Below are 16,988 nucleotides of genomic sequence, written 5' to 3'. Positions count from 1 at the left end.
TTCCAAGACACGCGGGGAGATCCACCACCACGACCCCCGCGTCGTGGGTTTAGGAACCCAAACCCCGCTGCCACGTCACGAGGTTACCGAGCTTCGAGACCAGCACGTCGTCCTGAAGCCCGTGCGCCTTGGCCTGGGCCTTGCGGAGCGTCGCCGCTGCACCGGCGTGGTCGCCAGCATCCGCTGCGATCTCGGCGTTGTCGAGGTAATTCGCCAGCTGAGCGGAGAGCTTCGTGTACTTCTGGGAGCCGTCATCCAACCCTGCCAGAACTCTGTCGACCTCACCGAACGTGACGCAGTCGCCGCCGCCGCTGACGACGCCGGCCGTCCATTCGATGCCGCCGAGAATGTGGGCGAGGAACATCGGGTCGGAGTAGTTCGCGTCGACGTGTCCAGCGCCTTCGTACCAGGAGCGTCCGCCCTCGAAGTTCTGGCACCAGGAGAGGGGGTGGTCGGCGCCCATCGCGCCGCTACCCGGGTTGTACGTTGATTCGTCGAGGGTGATCAACACGTGCACGCTGTCGCGGGGGTTGGACGTGAAGTTGTACCACTCATCGAAGAGCTCCCATGCTGCCGGCAGCATCGACGTCGACGGATGATTCGGGCTCTCGACATGCAGTGTGGCCGTCTGTTGTGCCGGGTGGCCGAGGAAGCGGGCGCCGCCCCCGGTGAGGTCGCTGTACCAGGGCACGGTGTGCATTGAATCCGTCGCGGCGTGCAGACCGACAAAGCCGCCGCCGCCTCGGATGTAGCCCTGGAACGCCGACAACTCCGCGTCGTCGAGGAGCCGCGGACGGAGTGGGTCGAGGTTGTTCGTAGCGTCCACCGGTGACGCGAAGATGATGGTTGCGTATTGCGACAGGTCCTTGGCCGTGGTGAATGGAGTGGACGTTAGGGTCAGTGCTGGCTGACGCGAATCCCACACGTCCACGGTGAAACCGTTTTGCTGGCCCAGCTTGGCCACCGCGAGCGTTGTGTCATCGATGTGCGAGTGTCGAAACCCGAGGGTTTCCCCGACCACCAGCACCTTGTACTCGTCATCGTCGGCAGTTGCCGGTGCGGCGACGGCGCCGAGGCTGAGCATCAGCCCCACCGCCGCAATCCCGGTTGCCATTCGTTTCACATGCATCTGCATCGGTGTACTCCTCATTGAGTGCAACCTGACGTGGTTGCTTTCCGCCGCCGTCGCGTAATATGTTGCGTGCAACGACATATGCCTTCGTCGATAGCCTATGGGGAATTCGGCGATAAAGTCAACGCCACAGTATCTCCACGACAGCGGCACCGTCCGGCGCTACCTGGAATCAGCGCGGCGGGAAGGCCCCGGCCAGCCGCGCCATGGCAGTCTCCCCCACGATCGGGATTCCGTAGTCGCGGGCCTTGCGCGCCTTGCCCGAGAGGGAGTCCGGGTCGGCGGCCACGAGCAGCGTGACCTTAGTGTCGAGCAGGTTGGCAACGTCGACGATGTTACCCAAGGCTCGCTCGTTGGGCTGCCGCATCGATCTCTGCAGTGCGCTGCCGAAGTTGCAGCGCCTCAAGCGTCGCGGCGAAGGCTCGTTCAAACGCGGCAGCATCCTTGGAGCGGATGCCGTAAAGCCGACTCACCCACTCCCCCACCTCGAGCCGGATTTGACTCCAGAACACGCCGCGAGTGACGACGACAGCATCGAAGTTCTCAACCGCGGTTACGATAGCGACGCCACTCAGGGTAACCGTGACGCTGTCGCCGTGGAGGGCGAGTTTCCAGTTACCGGAGCGGGTCAGGACCTTGCCCCATGCGGATGGCTGCCAAGTTGACGGCATGCTGGCTGTCCTCTCGCTAGCTCGACGCGTTCGATCCAGTTGCAGGGCGCGCGGCTGAATGGCCGTGCATTCCAACAAGCGTCCTGAATGCGCGAGGCGGGCTTCACCCCGCACTTCGCACTTTAGCTAACACGTAGCCGGCCCGCGGCCCTCGGACAGGGCCGATTTAGAGACGTTCTGGTTGCGATTTCCAATGGAATCGGGACGAGTTGGGGGCATAGTCGCCATGAACAGTGATGGGTCAAGGCCGCTGAGCGGATGTGCGCCACGTCTCCGCCTGCGATCAGAAATAGGAGAATTACGGCTTTGGGGCGCCCACGTGGACCAGCGCGACCCGCGTGCGCAGTCACACCATTCCGCTGAGCGAGCTGGTCGAGATCGCCATACGACCAACGCGACTCGGTCTTATCGCAGGGAATGGGCAAGGCTCCGCTCAGCGCAGCGGGAACGCCCCCGCCAACCGTGCCAGGGCGGCCTCCCCCACGATCGGGATTCCGTAGTCGCGAGCCTTGCGCGCCTTGCCCGAGAGGGAATCCGGGTCGGCGGCCACGAGCAGCGTGACCTTCTTGGTCACCGCATTCTTCGGGGCGAAGCCGCGGGCCAGCAGCTCCGACTCCCAGTCACTGCGCGGCCGGGTCATGTCACCAGTCAGCACGACGAGGTCGCCGAGGTGCAGTTCGAAGAGTGTACTCGCCACCGCCTCGATGGGCTCCTCGGGCTGGTCCAGCGCGGCGTCGAGGGCATCCGCTGAAATATCGAGCAGGTTGGCGACGTCGACGAGGTCGGCCATTTCATCCGTGGTGAGAATGCCGTCGGCCCACGCGATGCGGGCGAGCGCGGCGAAGTACTCGCCGTGCAGCAGCTCGCAGCGGTGCCGGCTGAGGCCGAGCTCCTCGGCCAGCTGCACGAGCGCCTCCGCTTCGTGGGTGGAGAGCTGCCGGTCGAGCAGGCAGCGATCGAGCAGGGCGAGGTAGTCCTGGTGTTCCGCCGGCCCCGAGATTTCGGGCAGGCGCACGCTGATGCGGGCCAGAAAAACGGATGCCGTCTGCTCGGTCGCGAACTCCGGCCGCGCGTACCACGCGCGCTCCGGCACAGGCAGGGTCGGCCAGCGGTAGGCGGCGGCTCGGTCGAGTGCGTCGGCCCACAGGGCCGAGTCGTCAGCGCCAGCAATGTAGTGGCTGAGCAGTTGGGCGGTGGCATACGTGTCGACGGAGGCTCGGTGGGCTCCGATGAGATCGATGTCGTAGGCGGCGCAGCAGTCGGCGAGCGAGCGGCCGGTGCCGGGCAGAAAGTCGCGGGCCAGCTGCATGGTGCAGAGGCTGATCGCCGGTTCGGTAATCGGTTAGCCGGCGCGGGCGAGTTCGGCCAGGAGAAAACGGATGTCGGAGGCGGCGTTGTGCGCCACAATGACGCGGCCGTCGAGCAGTGCCACAAGCTGAGGCGCGACTTCGGCGAAGGTAGGCGCGTGCATCACATCGGCGGCACGCACACGATGGATATTCTGGCGCCCAAGATCACGCCCGGGGTTGATGAGCGTTTCCCACTGGCCTTCGATCTGCCCGTGGGCGCTGACATGCGCGACGGCAACCTCGATGACCCGGTGACTGCCGCCCGCGAAGAGTCCGGTGGTTTCGAAGTCGATGACGGCGAAACCGGGCATGGTGCTCCTGAACTAAGAACGAGGTGGTCCTTTGACTGTAGCGAGAGGGTCGACGCGGGCGCGGCCCACGAACGAGGGCGTCAGCGGTTGCGGCGGTACGGCGTGAAGGGTTTGCGGTACCCGACGACCTGCTTCACGATCGGCACCGATGGGCTGCCGCGAGGCTCGCTATTCCTTGAGCGCGCGAGATGCGAAGTATTCGTAGAGACTCGATTCAATGGGAGTAGCGAGACCCAGAGTCATTGAAACAACGTCGTGGCCACCGTCACCCGACATCTTTGTCTGACGGGCATCCTGAGAAGTTGCTCGGCCGAGGTAGTAGAAATCGGTTCCTTCTGCGTCATCTTTTTTGGCAAAAACATGGAGGGGAAGGCTGTTCTCAACAATGGCCTTCACTTCACCACTGGCGAGCGTGCGCCGGCTTCGCGTGAACCAAGTCATCGTCGAGGCGTTGAGGAACTCGTCGCCATAATTAGTGCTGTCGGACACTTCGGACCCCTTGTGGTATGTGACAAATATGGGGCATGTGTTTGAGACGAAATCGACCTTGTAGCCATAAATCGTACTTTGTTCGTTCGACTTCCAATTCAGCAGACGGCAAGCGTCTTTGCGGGAATAACGCTGGCCAACCTCCAGGCGTCCTGTCCAGTTGTGTCTATGGCGTGCGACATACAGCCCCGCCTCTAGGACATCGTTGACGTGTTCTTGGAACATGGGATCGGCGTTCCAGGCATCGACGAGCTTCTCGCTGACGGCGTATTCGCCATCACGAAGAGCGACGGTTGGTGCGTCGCCGTATTTTGCAGCTTCTGCTGCGGTGAAGAAATCAAGGCTCAGCACACCCAGCACGGATGTGAGAGTCGCTGGATCACTTGCTAGTGAATTTTTCTCAAGCAATCGCTTGAAGTCCGGACGACCCAGGCCCTTACCGCTCGACAAAAGCTCCTTGAGCAGAAGGAGCTCGTGCGGTCTCTTGCCGTTGAGTAGCTCGCCCGAGAGAAAAGTTAGAATGGCGTCTTCATACGCGCCAGGCCGAGCATCAATTGCACCGACCTTATTGAGAAAGCGCCAATAATTCTTTTGTTTTGTTGCAATGACGGTGGGATCAACCAGATCGAAGCGGGCAAAGTCGGTTAGGAGAGGCGGTCGCCCTAGGCGATTCTTCAACTCTAGGAACGACTTCTTAAGGTTCGACATGCTGTCGAGAGTCGTAGTTGCAAGGGATGAAAAAATTCGCTCTCTTGCGATCGCGTCAAAGTTTACGCTGGAAAGGCCGGCTATGGCACCGGCCTCTTGCGCGTCGATGATCTTTTTGCGGATCGAATCCTTACTGAGGCTGCTGTCTCCGAAGAGCGCGATGGGAATGAGATAGTTATTGTCGTAGTTGCCTATGAAGTCGATAACTACCAGGTGGTCTTTGCCCGCAGCTTTGCGAAGTCCCCGTCCGAGCTGTTGGGTGAACACGATACTTGATTGTGTCTGACGTAGCATAATGACTTGATTGACTGAAGGAATGTCGATCCCCTCATTAAAAATGTCAACAGTGACTATATAGTCAAGCTCTCCCCGCTCGAGCATTTGCACAGCAAACTCGCGTTCGTCGACCGAGTCGGACCCGCTGAGTGCCCGAGTTCGAAGCTGTCGACCATGAACTTTGCGACGGTTGAGAAGTGCCGAAAGCTCAGCCGCCTCATCGTTTCTGCTGCAAAAGATGAGCCCCCGTACCGGTGCGCCCGCGTGTCCGTATTTTTCGATCGTGTCCAAGAGGTGATCGACACGCTCAGTGGCGACCAGCCGACCAAGATCCGCGAGCTGGTCGATGACCTCGCCGTCTTTGATGTAGTCGGTTACACCGTAGTAGTGAAACGGTGCCAGCATGTCGGTTTCCAGCGCCTTCTGCAATCGGATTTCGTACGGCACATTGAAGTCGAAAAGCTCGAAAACGTTGAAATCGTCGGTTCGCTCCGGCGTCGCTGTCATACCGAGCAAGAACGCCGGTTCGAGGTGGTCAATCACCCTTCTGTAGCTCGTAGCGCCGGCTCGGTGAACCTCATCGATCAGAACGTAGTCAAAAGCATCGGGTTCGATCGCCGCGAGATTATCTGGCCGGGAGAGTGATTGGATCGAGGCGAAAACATATCGACTGGCAAGCTCTCGCTTCGCTCCCACAAACTTGCCAAAATCACTGTCCGGGGCACCTAGGACTCGCTTGAATTCATATATCGCACGATCCAAAATCTGCTCGCGGTGCACTATGAACAGCATCCGTTTCGGTGCGTATGCGCGCACGTCGAGCGCCGACAAGATCGTCTTTCCAGTGCCGGTTGCAGAAATGACGACTGCGCGCTTTTCCCCGGCGTCTCGCAGCGCCGCGATCTCAGCAAGCGCCTCGACCTGCATGGCGTTGGGCAGAATCACGCCGCTGAGGGGCAAACCAGTTTCCGGCTCAATCAGGCCAATTCCGGGTGAAGATTTGCTTACGGGTGCCGTCCACGTCAGCTCGTACTCGTCAATCCAGTTTTCACTAAGCGGAATGGACGCATCAATGTGAACCTGCGCAGCACGATTAAGCTGCTGCACTATGTCCCCGTCAGGAAGCGCCGAAAAGCGCAGATTCCACTCGTGATTGTTCAGGAGCGCGCGATCCGTAAGGTTCGAACTGCCCACGATCGCCGTGGTACTCGCCTCCTGCTCAAAGATGTATCCCTTGGCGTGAAAGCCAAAAGATGAATCTGGATGCACTAAAACGTTGACGCCGTCGAGATTGAGGAGTTCCCGAAAAGCCGCAGGCGAGTTGAACCCCAAGTATGTGGAGGTGATGATCGTGCCCGTGCCTGGAAAGTCTATAATTGCCTGCTTGAGCAGGGCTATCGCGCTGGGTGTGACGAAGGCGACCGAAAACACGAAACGACGCGAGCGCTTTAATTCCTCACGAATGGCTCGGAGCATCGTGTTTCCGTCGGAATTCGATACGAGCGTCGGGTTGAAGACCTGATCGGCCTTGACTTGAGAGCTCAGAAATCCAAAGTTGTTATCGAAGGTCAGCTGACGGCTGGTTGCGCTCACTCGCGAAAGTCTTTCATTACCCTCACGACTGCAGGAATATCAGCAGGCGCCCAATCGAGCTGGTCCAGCTCTGTGGCCTGAACCCACCGAATTTCTGAGTGCTCCGTGAGCCGGGGCTCTTCGCCAATGAGAGAGCAGTAGTAGGTGGTTAGGACAACGATCCCAAAGTCGTACTCGTGCTCAGTAGTTTCGACAAGCGCGCCGATCTCCGCCGAGCACAGCAATTCTTCGTCGAGTTCGCGAAGTAAAGCTTGCTCAGGTGATTCGTTCGCCTCAATCTTGCCCCCGGGAAATTCCCACATATCGGGCAGCGACATTGTCGAACTACGACGTGCTGCGAGAATTGTCTGGCCGCGCGTGAGTACGGCACCGACAACATTGATTCTCTTTTTCACAGGTGAACTCCGATGCCTAGCCGTCAATCCGTTACGCCAGCTTAGCCAGCGGGGTTCACTGACGATGAAAGCCGCCGCCGCGGCTTCAAAAAGCGCCGATGATTCCCCCGACAAACTTGCTATAGAGGGGCAAGCCCACGAACACCATGAGTGTCGCCACTGTCGCGAAAGTCAGCAGGGTCCACGAGACTCGTCGCACCCGCGCGGTCCTCACTGCGCCGTCAATCACAGCGAATTCCGCCATCAAGTTCGGGCTCGGTGGGTAGGTAGGCGACTTCCACGTGGCTGGCGCGTCAACTATCGCTGCAAGCTGGACTAGTTCGGCCTCGGCGAGGGCGACTGACCGCTTCAGAAGCCAAGGCCGCAAGTCGTTTGCATTCAACACCCGCACTTCCTCGGGCCGCTTCTTGATCGTGATCTGCGCGGGGCTGACCAGCGCAATCACGGCCTGCGCGGGCGGGAGCTGAGGCATCCGCTCTTGAAGCATTTTGGTTACGCGAGTGGCTTCGAATTTGGAGTTGCGCAGGTAAGGCTGCTTCTGGCCATTCACGAGGAATGAGCGTTCGGCGATCCAGATCTTCTTGCCGCGGTGGTGCTTGGTGTTGATGGTGAAGATTCCGCCTGGGCCGAGAACGAGGTGGTCGATGTCGGCGCCGGCTTTGCCAATGGGGAGGGCGTGGAAGACACGCCACTCGAGCGGGAGGCGACTGAGAATGCGGCCGACCTCGATCTCGCCCTGGGCACCGCGATACCAGGCGACGCTGTCGGCGGCGAGCGGAGAGTGTCCCAAGAACCGAGCGAAATTAGAGCGCGGCGGAACCGCCTGCTGTCGGCGGAGCAACTCTTCGATGACCGATTGGGCCGCGATCTGGTCTTTCATGCCCGGTGCCTGTGTTGTCATGTATCCCCCACATGTTTATTTCGATTCAGCATGACATTTTACTCCAGTGGCGGAGAACACCTTCGCTGGTGGAACGGAACCGCGTGGGCGGAACGCTCGCAGCCGGCGCCACGCGAACTCGCACCAGTTGAAGGATCGGTCGTTCCGTCGTACTCGCCGGCGACGCCGGTTTACATTCCGATGGCCTCGTGCCCGTCTGCCGCTCAACAGCGAGGCTAGGCCAAAATCGCGGCGAGCTGCCGGTAGGCATCTGTTTGATGATTTACGCGGCGGATGCGCTCTGCTGGGTCTCTGTGCCAGAGCGCCTGAATGCCGGGGTGGTAGGTCGGGATGACCGTAAGTTCGCGATTTTCGGTGAGATTCGGCGAGCGCCGCAGCACCCGGCGCCAGGATCTGCGGGCGTCACCGCCTTGCAGCAGCACGACCTGAACTGCTGGGGCCAGGCGGAGCATTTCGAGGATGGTGTCGACGCCAGCCTCCAGCTCGGTCGCCTTGGGTGCTCGGTTGATGTACCAGGGATAGGCGTTCCACGGCAGGATGTCGTACGCGGACAGGCCGACGGACTCGAAACGATTGCACTGCCGTTCGGCGGTGGGGTCATCGTTTTCGACGCTGATGAACCCGCTGCCAACGTCTTTTCGCGTGGCCGGGCCCGGATCGCGCAGCACTGAGAGCACGCGAGCGTTTATGCCGCCGTGGGCGGGTGCGACGTAGGGAACCCAGAGTTCGGCCGTGCGGATCTCGTCGATGTAATCATTGATCGGTTTGATGTGCGGATCGTAGCGGTGCTGCCACTGGTCTGCGCGATAGTTCTCGTCTCTCATGCGTCGGCTCATGGGGCGACCGTACCCGGGTTGCCGCGGTTGTCGAGGATTCCCGTGGGACGCTTCTTTGTCGCGGGTTGCTGGCCCGCTTTCAGCAGGCGAGCATCCGTTTGGGTGGCCAGTTTGCGGTCGAAGGTGTAGAGCGAATGCGCTCGGAGGAGAAGGACCCTAGAACGGTTGGGGGTCAGGGTCTCCGGAATTGTCGGTGTTCCAGACGGATGTCCACAAGTTGGGCGGGGGTGGTGCCGGTGCGGTCGGCGGAGGTGGTGCTGGCGCGGTTTGTTGTAGGCGGGGGCTGATTCGGGTGGCGGGGTCGGTGGCGTAGTGCTTGCCGGCGGGGCTGGTCCAGTGGAGGGTGCCGTCAGGGTCGGCGACAACCTTCCATTCACTGAAGTGTTTGAGGTTGTGGTGGGCTGGGGAGAGGAAGTGGAGGTTGGTGGCGGTGGTGGGGCCGCCGAATTGTTTGTCGATGGTGTGGTCGAGGTCGCTGTGGCCGGCGGAGCGGTTGCAGCCGGGGAAGCGGCAGCTTCCGTCGCGCAGGCGGAGGTATTTCTTTAGTGCGGCGGGTACGCGGAAGGGTTCGGCACTGACGTCGAGGACGATGCCGGTGTGTGGGTGGGTCAGGACGCGCAGGAAGCTCGTCGCGGTGCCGGCCAGCTTGCGGGCGGTTTCGGGGTCGATCGGCCCGTAGCCTTCGAGTTCGCCGGGCTCTTCACTCTTACCCATCAGGGTGAGCACCGGCACGGTGATGTTGACGTTCGCGGTGAGCCCGGCGCCGAGGCCGCTGCCGGTGACGCCCTGCTGAAGCAGGTCAACGGCCACATCAGCGCGTAACTGGCTGAGGGTGCGGGGTTCGTCGGGGCCTTGCAGGCTGATGGCGGCGTCGGTGACGCGGGTGTAGACGGCCTGGAGGTCGTCGCCGGCAGCACGCAGCCACAGCGTGGCCATGCCGTCGTTATCGGGGAAGAACAGCACCTTGCGATCGGACAGGCACTTGGCGCGGCGCACGGTGATGCTGTCGGGGTGGAACCGTTCCCGCAATTTGCGGGCCTTGCCCTCGAACTGCGTTGGCGTGAGGCGCTTGGCGTGCGGCAGCAGCACCGCCTCCAATTCGGCGCGAGCGGGCCGGGGCACGGAACCGAGCTGGTCGAGCACCCGGCGGGCGTGGCGCAGGGAGATCTCTCCGGTGCGGAGTGCGGTAAGAGTATCGGGCCGCTCCACCACTAGTTGGCGGCTCTCCTGCAGCAGCCCGGACGCGGTACCGCCCGGGATGCGCAGCGCGCACGCCATCTCCGCCACGAGGCCCTGCTGCGCGGCGAAGGTCGCATCCCAGTCGTGCTCGTGGCCCGGCCCGGACAGGGGCCGGCCGGTTTCGGCAGTGTTAGTCGTGTAGTCCCACGCCTCGGTGAGAACCTCAGCCTTGCTCGCCTGCGCCCAGCCGATGATCTTCTCGAAGAAGAGCACCCGGTCAACGAACTGCGCCTGATGCCGCTGGAACGGACTCAAGTCATCGGCCAGGCTGCCATCGGCCAGACTGCCATTGGCCGGACTGCCGTCGGCCAGACTGCCGTTGGCCGGACTGCCGTCGGCCGGAAGCGGCGGGCCCGGTTCGTCGTCACTGTCGTGCTCCGTGCGCAGGTACTCGGCGTAGAGGAACTCCTCCCGCAGGTCATCATCGAACAAGCCCGCGGGCGGCACGGCGGCGAACACCTCGGTCAGGTCCAGGCCGGCCGGAATGGGCGGGCCATCAGGCATCTCACGGCGACAGGACTCCGGGCCGACACATTCCGGACCGACAAGGTCTGCTAGGAAGGGGTCGGTGCCGAAGGGCTCCGTCGACGTCTTCGAGGGCGTCGTACAGAGCGAACTGACCGAGCCCCTCGGCAATTTCGACGCGCCAGTCGGCCTGGCACTGTGCCCAGAACGCCTCGAACTCGACGCGCTCCGCAGGTGTGGAAGGTGGATAGCCGTGACAAGCGAAGAACGGATCGACCGGGCCTCGCTTGGGGGTGTCGCCGCTCTGGCTCATAGAACAAGTGTACCAAGTCCCGCCCCTGAAGTCGAGCGATTCTCACATCTATTGAGATCTCCATGCGAAACTGAATTCGCACGGACAGTTCCTTTTACGAGACCAGTGAGCGTTGCCCCTCGGTCCGGAGCGGGCCACTTTTCTCAAAGTTCACAACGACCTGAAAGGAAATCGGGAGTGCCTGATTGCCATTCGGTAGTGCGGTCACTAGGCGGTCGTCAGCAGGCGGGCATCCGTTTGGCTAGCCAGTTTGCGGTTGTCGAACAAGACCGCTCGACGGCCCGTCATCGGCTGCTCGCCGACACCAGCCGCGGCCGGAGCGTGCGCTCGAAGAAGTCGAAGAAGCCAGCTTGGTCAGGCCCGGCATTCATGAGGGCAACGTGGTCGAAGCCGGCATCCGTGAACTGCCCGATCACCTCGAGGTGCCGTTCCACGTCGGGGCCGCAGGCGAACTGCTCGCGGATGTCTTGCTCACGTACCGTGCCGGCTGCGGCTTCGAAATTGACCGGGTTGGGCAATTCAGCCATGACCTTCCAGCCGGTGACCGACCAAGCGTTCGTCGTGTGGGCCGCCGTCACGGCTGCCTCTTCGGTGCGGGCCCAAGCGAGGGGAGCCTCGCAGAACAGCGGCCCGGTGCCGCTGGCAGCACGATAGCCGTCGACCAGCTCACGCTTCGGCTCCACCGCGAAGAGGCCATCGCCGTGTTTGACCGCCAGCTCGACGGAGCTTGGTCCACTCACGGCCACGGTCATGGTTGGCGCTGTGTCGGGCAGGTCGAAGATTCGGGCGTCTTCGAGCTTGAGGTAGCGACCGTCGTAGTTTTGCTAGCCGCCCTTTTAGAGCAGCCGGATGATGTCGAGTGCCTCGTCGAACATGGCGTGACGCTCGTGCACGCCGGGGAATCCACGACCGACGATGTGCTCGTTGAGCCGTTCACCCGATCCGACGCCGAGGGTGAATCGACCGTCGGAGAGCAGCGCGAGCGTGGCGGCGGCCTGGGCGATGATCGCCGGGTGGTACCGCACGCTCGGGCAGGTGACACCGGTGGCGATTTCGAGTGTCGTGGTCTTCGCCGCGATCGCGCTCAGCACATTCCAGACGAACGGTGAGTGCCCCTGGGCTTCGACCCAGGGATGAAAGTGATCACTCATCTCTACAAAATCAAATCCGACCTGTTCGGCGCGCGCAGCCTGGCGTACGAGTTCCTGCGGCCCGAAGCTCTCGGCGATCAGCTTGTATCCGATTCTCATTCCCGAACAATATGCAGGTCGGCGAGCTGCGGCAAGGCCGTTAAACATCGGGCAGCACGTCGAGATAATGCGCGTGCGGTTGACGAGATCACGGAGAAATTCCCGCTGAAGCTCGTCGCCGACGACAGGGCGCTGGGAGGCTTTGCTCAGGTACGGCTAGGCACAATAGAAGCCCAGCCAAACCGAAGGGCCCCCAATGAGCAACCTCCAGCGCATTCTGAGCATGGCATCCAAAGCCCTCGACAAGAAGGGGCAGCCGTCCTCCGGCGGGCCAGGCAAGACCGATTGGCGCGAAATGGTGCGCACCGCAGCCGACAAGGTCACCGGAGACAGCCGACCCGCGGCGAACAACGCGCAGAGAAGCGCCGCTCCCGTCGCTGCTGCGAAGGCGGCGCCGGCGGTCAGCGCGCAAGACCGTGCGGCCATCGCCCGCTACGACTACCTACTGCAGACCGCGCAGCCCCAGCAGCTCGAGCAGGTGCACCGCGATGCATTCGCGCGCCTCACGCCGGTGCAGCGCGATGAGGTCAACGCGCAGCTGCGCGCCGAGCTGCCCGCTAACGAATACCCGGCATCGGCCAGCCCGGACGACCTGGCCCGGTCGGCCACCCGCGGTGAAGCCCAGAACCCGGGCTTCCTGAAGAAGCTGTTTGCGAAGCCGTCCGGCCGCGGAGTCGGCGGCGCCCTGGCCGGAGCGGGTGTTGCCGCTGTCGGGCTCGGCGCCGGCGGGCTGCTCGCCGCCGTGGCCGGTGGCGCAGTGCTCAGCACTGTGGCCGGGCCCCTTCTGGAACAGGCGGCCGGACTCGGCGTCGATTTTGAGAGCCTCACCGGCGGTCTCGAAGGCATCACCCAGGGCGTCGATGTTGAGAACCTCACCGGCGGTCTCGAGGGAGTCACCCAGGGCGTCACCGACGGCGCGGGCGAGTACGCGACCGGACTGGGCGAGCAGGTGAAAGATCTGGGATCGAACTTCGAGATCCCTGGCCTTTCGGCACTCGGCAACCTGTTTGGCCGCGAATAAGTAGTACCAACGATTCGGCAGCCAGCCGGAGTTGGGCGCCATCGGCACGATGGCGCCCACGCTACGCTGGCATGTGCAACTTTCCCTGTGGCTGGCCCTCGTGGGTGCCGGCGTTCTGATCAGCTTCACCCCCGGCGCTGGTGCGATCAACACCATGAATAATTCGCTGAACAGCGGGTTTCGTCGTTCAATCTGGGGAATTCTCGGGCAGCAGGCCGCCCTCGTCGTGCACATTCTCGTGGTGGCGCTTGGCGTCGGGGTGCTTGTCGCCGGCTCTCCCGCGCTGTTCAACGTGATCCGCTATGCCGGTGCGGCCTACCTGGTGTTTCTGGGCATCCGCTTGCTGCTGCAGAAACCCGACCCGACGCGGGACGTGACGGCAGCCGTGGCGCGGGAGCCGGCGTGGTCGATGTTTCGCCGCGGCCTGTGGGTGAACCTGCTCAACCCCAAGGCGCTCGTGTTCTTTCTCGCGTTCATGCCGCAGTTCATTCGGCCGGACCAACCGCTGCTCCCCCAGTACCTGGTGCTGACCGTGACGGTGATGCTGATCGACGTGGTGGTGATGTGGTTCTTCTTCGCGGTGGCGGCACGGTCATTTCAGCGCTTCACGAATACGGCCCGCGGGCAGCTGATTCTCAACCGCACTTTCGGCCTGCTGTTCATATCCGTGGCGCTGTTACTGGCGCTGGTGCACTGAGGCATCAGACGCAGTGCTGCCCGCGCGACCGGCAGACCGGACACGCGGGCAGTTGCGGGAAGCCCGACTCAGCGGGTGTAGTGCGACTCCTGTAGTTCGTACACCGGAGTGTCGAGCCCCTCCATGCGCGCCTTGATCTGCAACGCGAGGTAGTTCGAATAGTGCCGGCTCTGGTGCAGGTTGCCGCCGTGAATCCACAATTGGGGAACGTTCGTGGGCTTCCACATATTGCGCAGCTCCCCCTCCCACGGTCCGGGATCCTTCGGGGTGTCGGAACCGTAGCCCCAGCACCGGCCTACCTGGTCGGCGACCTCCGGCGAGACCAGGTCGGCCAGCCATCCGTTCATCGAGCCGTATCCCGTGGCGTACACAATCAGGTCCGCGTCAAGCTCGGTGCCGTCGGCGAGTACGACGGAGTGCGCAGTTATGCGATCGAGCTGACCGGATTTCACGGCGACCCGACCGTCGATCAGCAGCTGCGAGGCACCCACGTCAATGTAATAGCCCGATCCGCGGCGCAGATATTTCAGGAACAGACCCGAGCCATCCGTTCCAAAATCCAGATCGAACCCGACATCGCTGAGCTTGGCGTAGAAGTCGGCATCACGCTCGGCCATCTGCTGGAAGACCGGAATCTGCGCGGACGGAAGAATTCGGTAGGGCAGCGACGCGAAGAGCAGGTCGGCCTTCTCGGTGGTCACCCCGTTTGCCAGCGCCTGCTCAGAGTAGAGCCCACCGAGCGCGAGGTCCATGAGCGAGTCACTGCGCGAGATGTGCGTCGAGGAGCGCTGCACCATGGTGACGTCGGCGCCGTGCTCCCACAGGTCGGCGCAGATGTCGTGGGCCGAGTTATTCGACCCGATCACGACGGCCTTCTTGCCGGTGTAGTCGCCCCCGCCGGGGTGCTTCGAGGAATGGTGCTGTTCACCGTGAAAAGACTCGGCGCCGGCAAAGACGGGAGTGTTGGGGTAACCCGAGACACCAAGGGCAAAAACCAGCTGCTTGGGTCGCAGGGTGACCGGCGTGCCGTCTCGCACGACCTGCACCACCCACTCCTGAGCTTGCTCGTCGAAGGTAGCCTTCGTGCATTCGGTACTCGACCAATAGTTGAGCTCCATGATGCTCGTGTAATGCTCGAGCCAGTCGCCGATCTTGTCTTTCGAAGCGAACACGGGCCAGTCCTCGGGAAACTTCAGGTAGGGCAGGTGGTCGTACCACACCGGGTCATGCAGGTGCAGCGACTTGTAGCGATTGCGCCACGAATCCCCCGCCCTGGCATTCTTCTCGATCACGATCGTGGGAACGCCGAGGCGGCGCATGCGCGCAGCCAGGCCAATACCGCCCTGTCCGCCGCCCACGATCACACAGTAGGGCTGCTCTTCGTAGCCCAGCCGCGCCTCCTGCGCGGTCTTCTTCTCGAGCCACGACTCTCGCCCCTTGGCGATCTCGTGGGAGACGCCCTGCTCCCTGTTTCGGCCCTTCTTCTCTTCGAAGCCCTTGAGCTCCTGCATCGTGGTGAGCAGGGTGTAGCACAGGCCATCGTTCAGGCGCAGGTGTGCGTAGCCGCGGGCCTGGCCGGTTTCAAAGGTCACCCACGCTTCGACCGCGCCCGCCGCTCCGGTCGCCGGTTCGGCGAGCGCCCAGCTGTGCGGGCGCACCTCGTCGAGGGTGGCGGCGAGCATCCGTTCTATATCAGCCTTGCCCTCGAGGGTTTTCAGATTCCAGGTGAACGACACGAAATCGCGCCAGTAGCAGTCGTCGGCGAACAGCGCCAGGGCGCCGTCGATATCGCGATCTTGCAAGGCCGTGTCGAACCGGGCGAGCCAGTTTTCGACCACGGTGCTTGGTGAGTCGGGCATGTCACTCCTTTGTGAGCCAGCGGAAGGTCACCCCGTTGTCGGACGCGACCTGTATGTTCAAGTACACGGCCGAAGGGGTTACACAGGCGTTACACCCGGTGTTTCTGCTCGGCATGATCGTCGCATCCAATGGAGGAGACAGCGCATGCTCGACGAGCCGAATGCTGTCGTTACCGCCGCTGACCTGCGCTTTTCGTCCCCGCACGACTATGAGCGGATGCTGCGGACCGCCCATGACCTCACCCTGGCCGGTGCGCAACCGCTCGCGCTCACCACCCAGGTGTGGGAGTCCTGGCAGCGTTCCCTGGCTGCCGGCATCAACCCCGACCAGCACCTTCCCCGGCATCTACACGAGGTGTCCGACGTTGTCATGCTGCGTCGCGGACACGCGCTGGAGGGTGTGATGCCTGCGCTCAGCGAGCTTCTGGCCGATGAAAGCTCGGACGGACAGCATCTGCTCGTGCTCACCGACGCGAACGGTGAAGTGCTGTGGCGGGTCGGCAGCCGCGTTGCGTTGCGACAGGCCGACGGGCTGGAGTTCGTGGAGGGCGCCGACTGGTCCGAGGCCGGCGTCGGCACGAACGCGATCAGCGAAGTAGTGCTGAGCGGGCGCGCAGCACAGTTGTTCTCGGCCGAACACCTCGTGCGCTCGCACCACACCTGGGCGTGCACGGCATCGCCCATTCGGGACCCGGATAGTGGCGCGCTGATCGGAATTCTCAACGTGTCCGGGCCACTCAACACGGTCACGGCCGACAGCATGCGCATGGTCAAGTGCGGGGTGCGGCTCGCCGAAGAGTTGCTGCGTGCGGCCCGACGAGAACCGCCGCGGGGGGCCCGTCCTGCGGCCGGCGAACCCGCGGTCACCGATTCGGCTCCGGTGTCGTTGGAGCTACTCGGTGAGCACCCTGCGGTGCTCGCCGCCGACGGTCGTCGAACGCCGCTGTCACTGCGCCGCGCAGAGATTCTGGCTCTGCTGGAGTCTCGGGATCGCGGCTGGAGCGCCGATGAACTCGCCTACGCCGTGCATGGGGAAACCGGCTCTGCCGCGGCTATCCGCATTGAGATGCACCGTATTCGGCAGGTGCTCGGGAATGCGCTGGAATCCGCGCCGTATCGCCTCGCGCCGGCTCTGCGAGGATCGACGGACGTGGCGCGGGTACTGCGTCTGGTGCGCGACGGGCAGGTGGCTGCCGCCCTCGCGGCCTACACCGCCCCATTGCTGGGTCGATCGACCTGTCCGGCAATCGAACCGCTGCGCGCCGAGCTGACGAACGCGGTGGGGGCATCCGTTCGCGCCAGTGTGAACGTTGCGTTGTTGCGCCGCTGGTGCGCGACCGAGATGGGGAGCGATGACCGCGAGGCGGTGAAAGGGCTTGGGCGCCTGGCGGGTTTCGACGATGCCGGGTACCTGGCATCGTCGGCCCGCCTCCGCCGCATCGACCAGGAGCTCGGCTGCTAGAGCTTCGGAGTAGGCGCTCGA

The 16,988-nt window shown here is 62.9% G+C and carries 14 protein-coding genes and 1 pseudogene; 3 read left to right on the top strand and 12 right to left on the bottom strand.

The window, feature by feature from the left end:
• Positions 1-49 precede the first annotated feature (49 nt).
• From E3O25_RS06165 to E3O25_RS17425, 11 genes and pseudogenes are all read right to left on the bottom strand, one after another.
• Positions 50-1,114, bottom strand: coding sequence for a ThuA domain-containing protein (locus tag E3O25_RS06165; protein WP_166805988.1), 1,065 nt, complete (start codon positions 1,112-1,114; stop codon positions 50-52).
• Between the two features lie 190 nt (positions 1,115-1,304).
• Positions 1,305-1,475, bottom strand: a complete 171-nt coding sequence (locus E3O25_RS06160) for a hypothetical protein (protein WP_198410963.1) — start codon at positions 1,473-1,475, stop codon at positions 1,305-1,307.
• The gene (locus E3O25_RS06155; protein ID WP_092109203.1) at positions 1,468-1,803 is read right to left on the bottom strand and encodes a hypothetical protein; all 336 of its coding nucleotides are present in this window, start codon (positions 1,801-1,803) and stop codon (positions 1,468-1,470) included. Before E3O25_RS06155 ends, E3O25_RS06160 begins: the two co-directional genes overlap by 8 nt.
• Positions 1,804-2,236: 433 nt before the next feature.
• Positions 2,237-3,112: a hypothetical protein gene (locus tag E3O25_RS06150; protein WP_241988516.1), complete on the bottom strand. Its 876-nt coding sequence runs from the start codon at positions 3,110-3,112 to the stop codon at positions 2,237-2,239.
• Positions 3,113-3,145: 33 nt separating this feature from the next.
• Positions 3,146-3,463, bottom strand: a complete 318-nt coding sequence (locus E3O25_RS17430; protein WP_241988515.1) for a 3'-5' exonuclease — start codon at positions 3,461-3,463, stop codon at positions 3,146-3,148.
• A gap of 168 nt (positions 3,464-3,631) precedes the next feature.
• The gene (locus tag E3O25_RS06145; RefSeq protein WP_166805987.1) at positions 3,632-6,529 is read right to left on the bottom strand and encodes a DUF3427 domain-containing protein; all 2,898 of its coding nucleotides are present in this window, start codon (positions 6,527-6,529) and stop codon (positions 3,632-3,634) included.
• Entirely contained in the window at positions 6,526-6,924 is a 399-nt protein-coding gene (locus tag E3O25_RS06140) for a (deoxy)nucleoside triphosphate pyrophosphohydrolase (protein ID WP_134360733.1), read from the bottom strand. Before E3O25_RS06140 ends, E3O25_RS06145 begins: the two co-directional genes overlap by 4 nt.
• Before the next feature lie 85 nt (positions 6,925-7,009).
• The gene (locus E3O25_RS06135; RefSeq protein WP_134360732.1) at positions 7,010-7,825 is read right to left on the bottom strand and encodes a nuclease-related domain-containing protein; all 816 of its coding nucleotides are present in this window, start codon (positions 7,823-7,825) and stop codon (positions 7,010-7,012) included.
• A 215-nt stretch (positions 7,826-8,040) separates the two neighbouring features.
• Positions 8,041-8,661 (bottom strand): uracil-DNA glycosylase, encoded by a 621-nt coding sequence (locus tag E3O25_RS06130; RefSeq protein ID WP_134360731.1) that lies wholly within the window; start codon positions 8,659-8,661, stop codon positions 8,041-8,043.
• 156 nt (positions 8,662-8,817) lie between these two features.
• Entirely contained in the window at positions 8,818-10,404 is a 1,587-nt protein-coding gene (locus tag E3O25_RS06125; protein WP_134360730.1) for an HNH endonuclease signature motif containing protein, read from the bottom strand.
• Positions 10,405-10,962: 558 nt separating this feature from the next.
• Positions 10,963-11,928 (bottom strand): annotated as a pseudogene (locus E3O25_RS17425) (TIGR03557 family F420-dependent LLM class oxidoreductase).
• Positions 11,929-12,124: 196 nt separating this feature from the next.
• On the opposite strand from E3O25_RS17425, the gene E3O25_RS06115 reads away from it, so the two are divergent.
• Together E3O25_RS06115 and E3O25_RS06110 are read left to right on the top strand one after the other, a co-directional pair.
• On the top strand, positions 12,125-12,949 hold the full coding sequence (locus E3O25_RS06115) for a hypothetical protein (RefSeq protein WP_092111263.1): 825 nt from the start codon (positions 12,125-12,127) through the stop codon (positions 12,947-12,949).
• 73 nt (positions 12,950-13,022) lie between these two features.
• Complete coding sequence (locus tag E3O25_RS06110; protein WP_092111286.1) at positions 13,023-13,646, top strand: LysE family transporter; 624 nt, start codon at positions 13,023-13,025, stop codon at positions 13,644-13,646.
• Between the two features lie 68 nt (positions 13,647-13,714).
• Here the strand turns inward: E3O25_RS06110 and E3O25_RS06105 are convergent, their stop codons facing one another.
• Positions 13,715-15,505: an NAD(P)/FAD-dependent oxidoreductase gene (locus E3O25_RS06105; RefSeq protein ID WP_092111261.1), complete on the bottom strand. Its 1,791-nt coding sequence runs from the start codon at positions 15,503-15,505 to the stop codon at positions 13,715-13,717.
• A gap of 145 nt (positions 15,506-15,650) precedes the next feature.
• On the opposite strand from E3O25_RS06105, the gene E3O25_RS06100 reads away from it, so the two are divergent.
• Positions 15,651-16,967: a histidine kinase gene (locus E3O25_RS06100; RefSeq protein ID WP_092111259.1), complete on the top strand. Its 1,317-nt coding sequence runs from the start codon at positions 15,651-15,653 to the stop codon at positions 16,965-16,967.
• The last annotated feature ends 21 nt before the right edge of the window (positions 16,968-16,988 follow it).

The organism is Cryobacterium sp. TMT1-3, from assembly GCF_004402315.1.
GTDB classification, from domain to species: Bacteria; Actinomycetota; Actinomycetes; order Actinomycetales; family Microbacteriaceae; genus Cryobacterium; species Cryobacterium luteum.
The sequence above is the reverse complement of the archived record's forward strand: the minus strand, read 5'-3'. Positions and strand labels throughout refer to the sequence as shown.

What these genes read in the sequence shown, in the direction of transcription:
- E3O25_RS06165 (WP_166805988.1), bottom strand. Translation starts at nt 1,114, where the DNA reads ATGGCAACCGGGATTGCGGCGGTGGGGCTGATGCTCAGCCTCGGCGCC.
- E3O25_RS06155 (WP_092109203.1), bottom strand. Translation starts at nt 1,803, where the DNA reads ATGCCGTCAACTTGGCAGCCATCCGCATGGGGCAAGGTCCTGACCCGC.
- E3O25_RS06150 (WP_241988516.1), bottom strand. Translation starts at nt 3,112, where the DNA reads ATGCAGCTGGCCCGCGACTTTCTGCCCGGCACCGGCCGCTCGCTCGCC.
- E3O25_RS17430 (WP_241988515.1), bottom strand. Translation starts at nt 3,463, where the DNA reads ATGCCCGGTTTCGCCGTCATCGACTTCGAAACCACCGGACTCTTCGCG.
- E3O25_RS06135 (WP_134360732.1), bottom strand. Translation starts at nt 7,825, where the DNA reads ATGACAACACAGGCACCGGGCATGAAAGACCAGATCGCGGCCCAATCG.
- E3O25_RS06130 (WP_134360731.1), bottom strand. Translation starts at nt 8,661, where the DNA reads ATGAGCCGACGCATGAGAGACGAGAACTATCGCGCAGACCAGTGGCAG.
- E3O25_RS06125 (WP_134360730.1), bottom strand. Translation starts at nt 10,404, where the DNA reads ATGCCTGATGGCCCGCCCATTCCGGCCGGCCTGGACCTGACCGAGGTG.
- E3O25_RS06115 (WP_092111263.1), top strand. Translation starts at nt 12,125, where the DNA reads ATGAGCAACCTCCAGCGCATTCTGAGCATGGCATCCAAAGCCCTCGAC.
- E3O25_RS06105 (WP_092111261.1), bottom strand. Translation starts at nt 15,505, where the DNA reads ATGCCCGACTCACCAAGCACCGTGGTCGAAAACTGGCTCGCCCGGTTC.
- E3O25_RS06100 (WP_092111259.1), top strand. Translation starts at nt 15,651, where the DNA reads ATGCTCGACGAGCCGAATGCTGTCGTTACCGCCGCTGACCTGCGCTTT.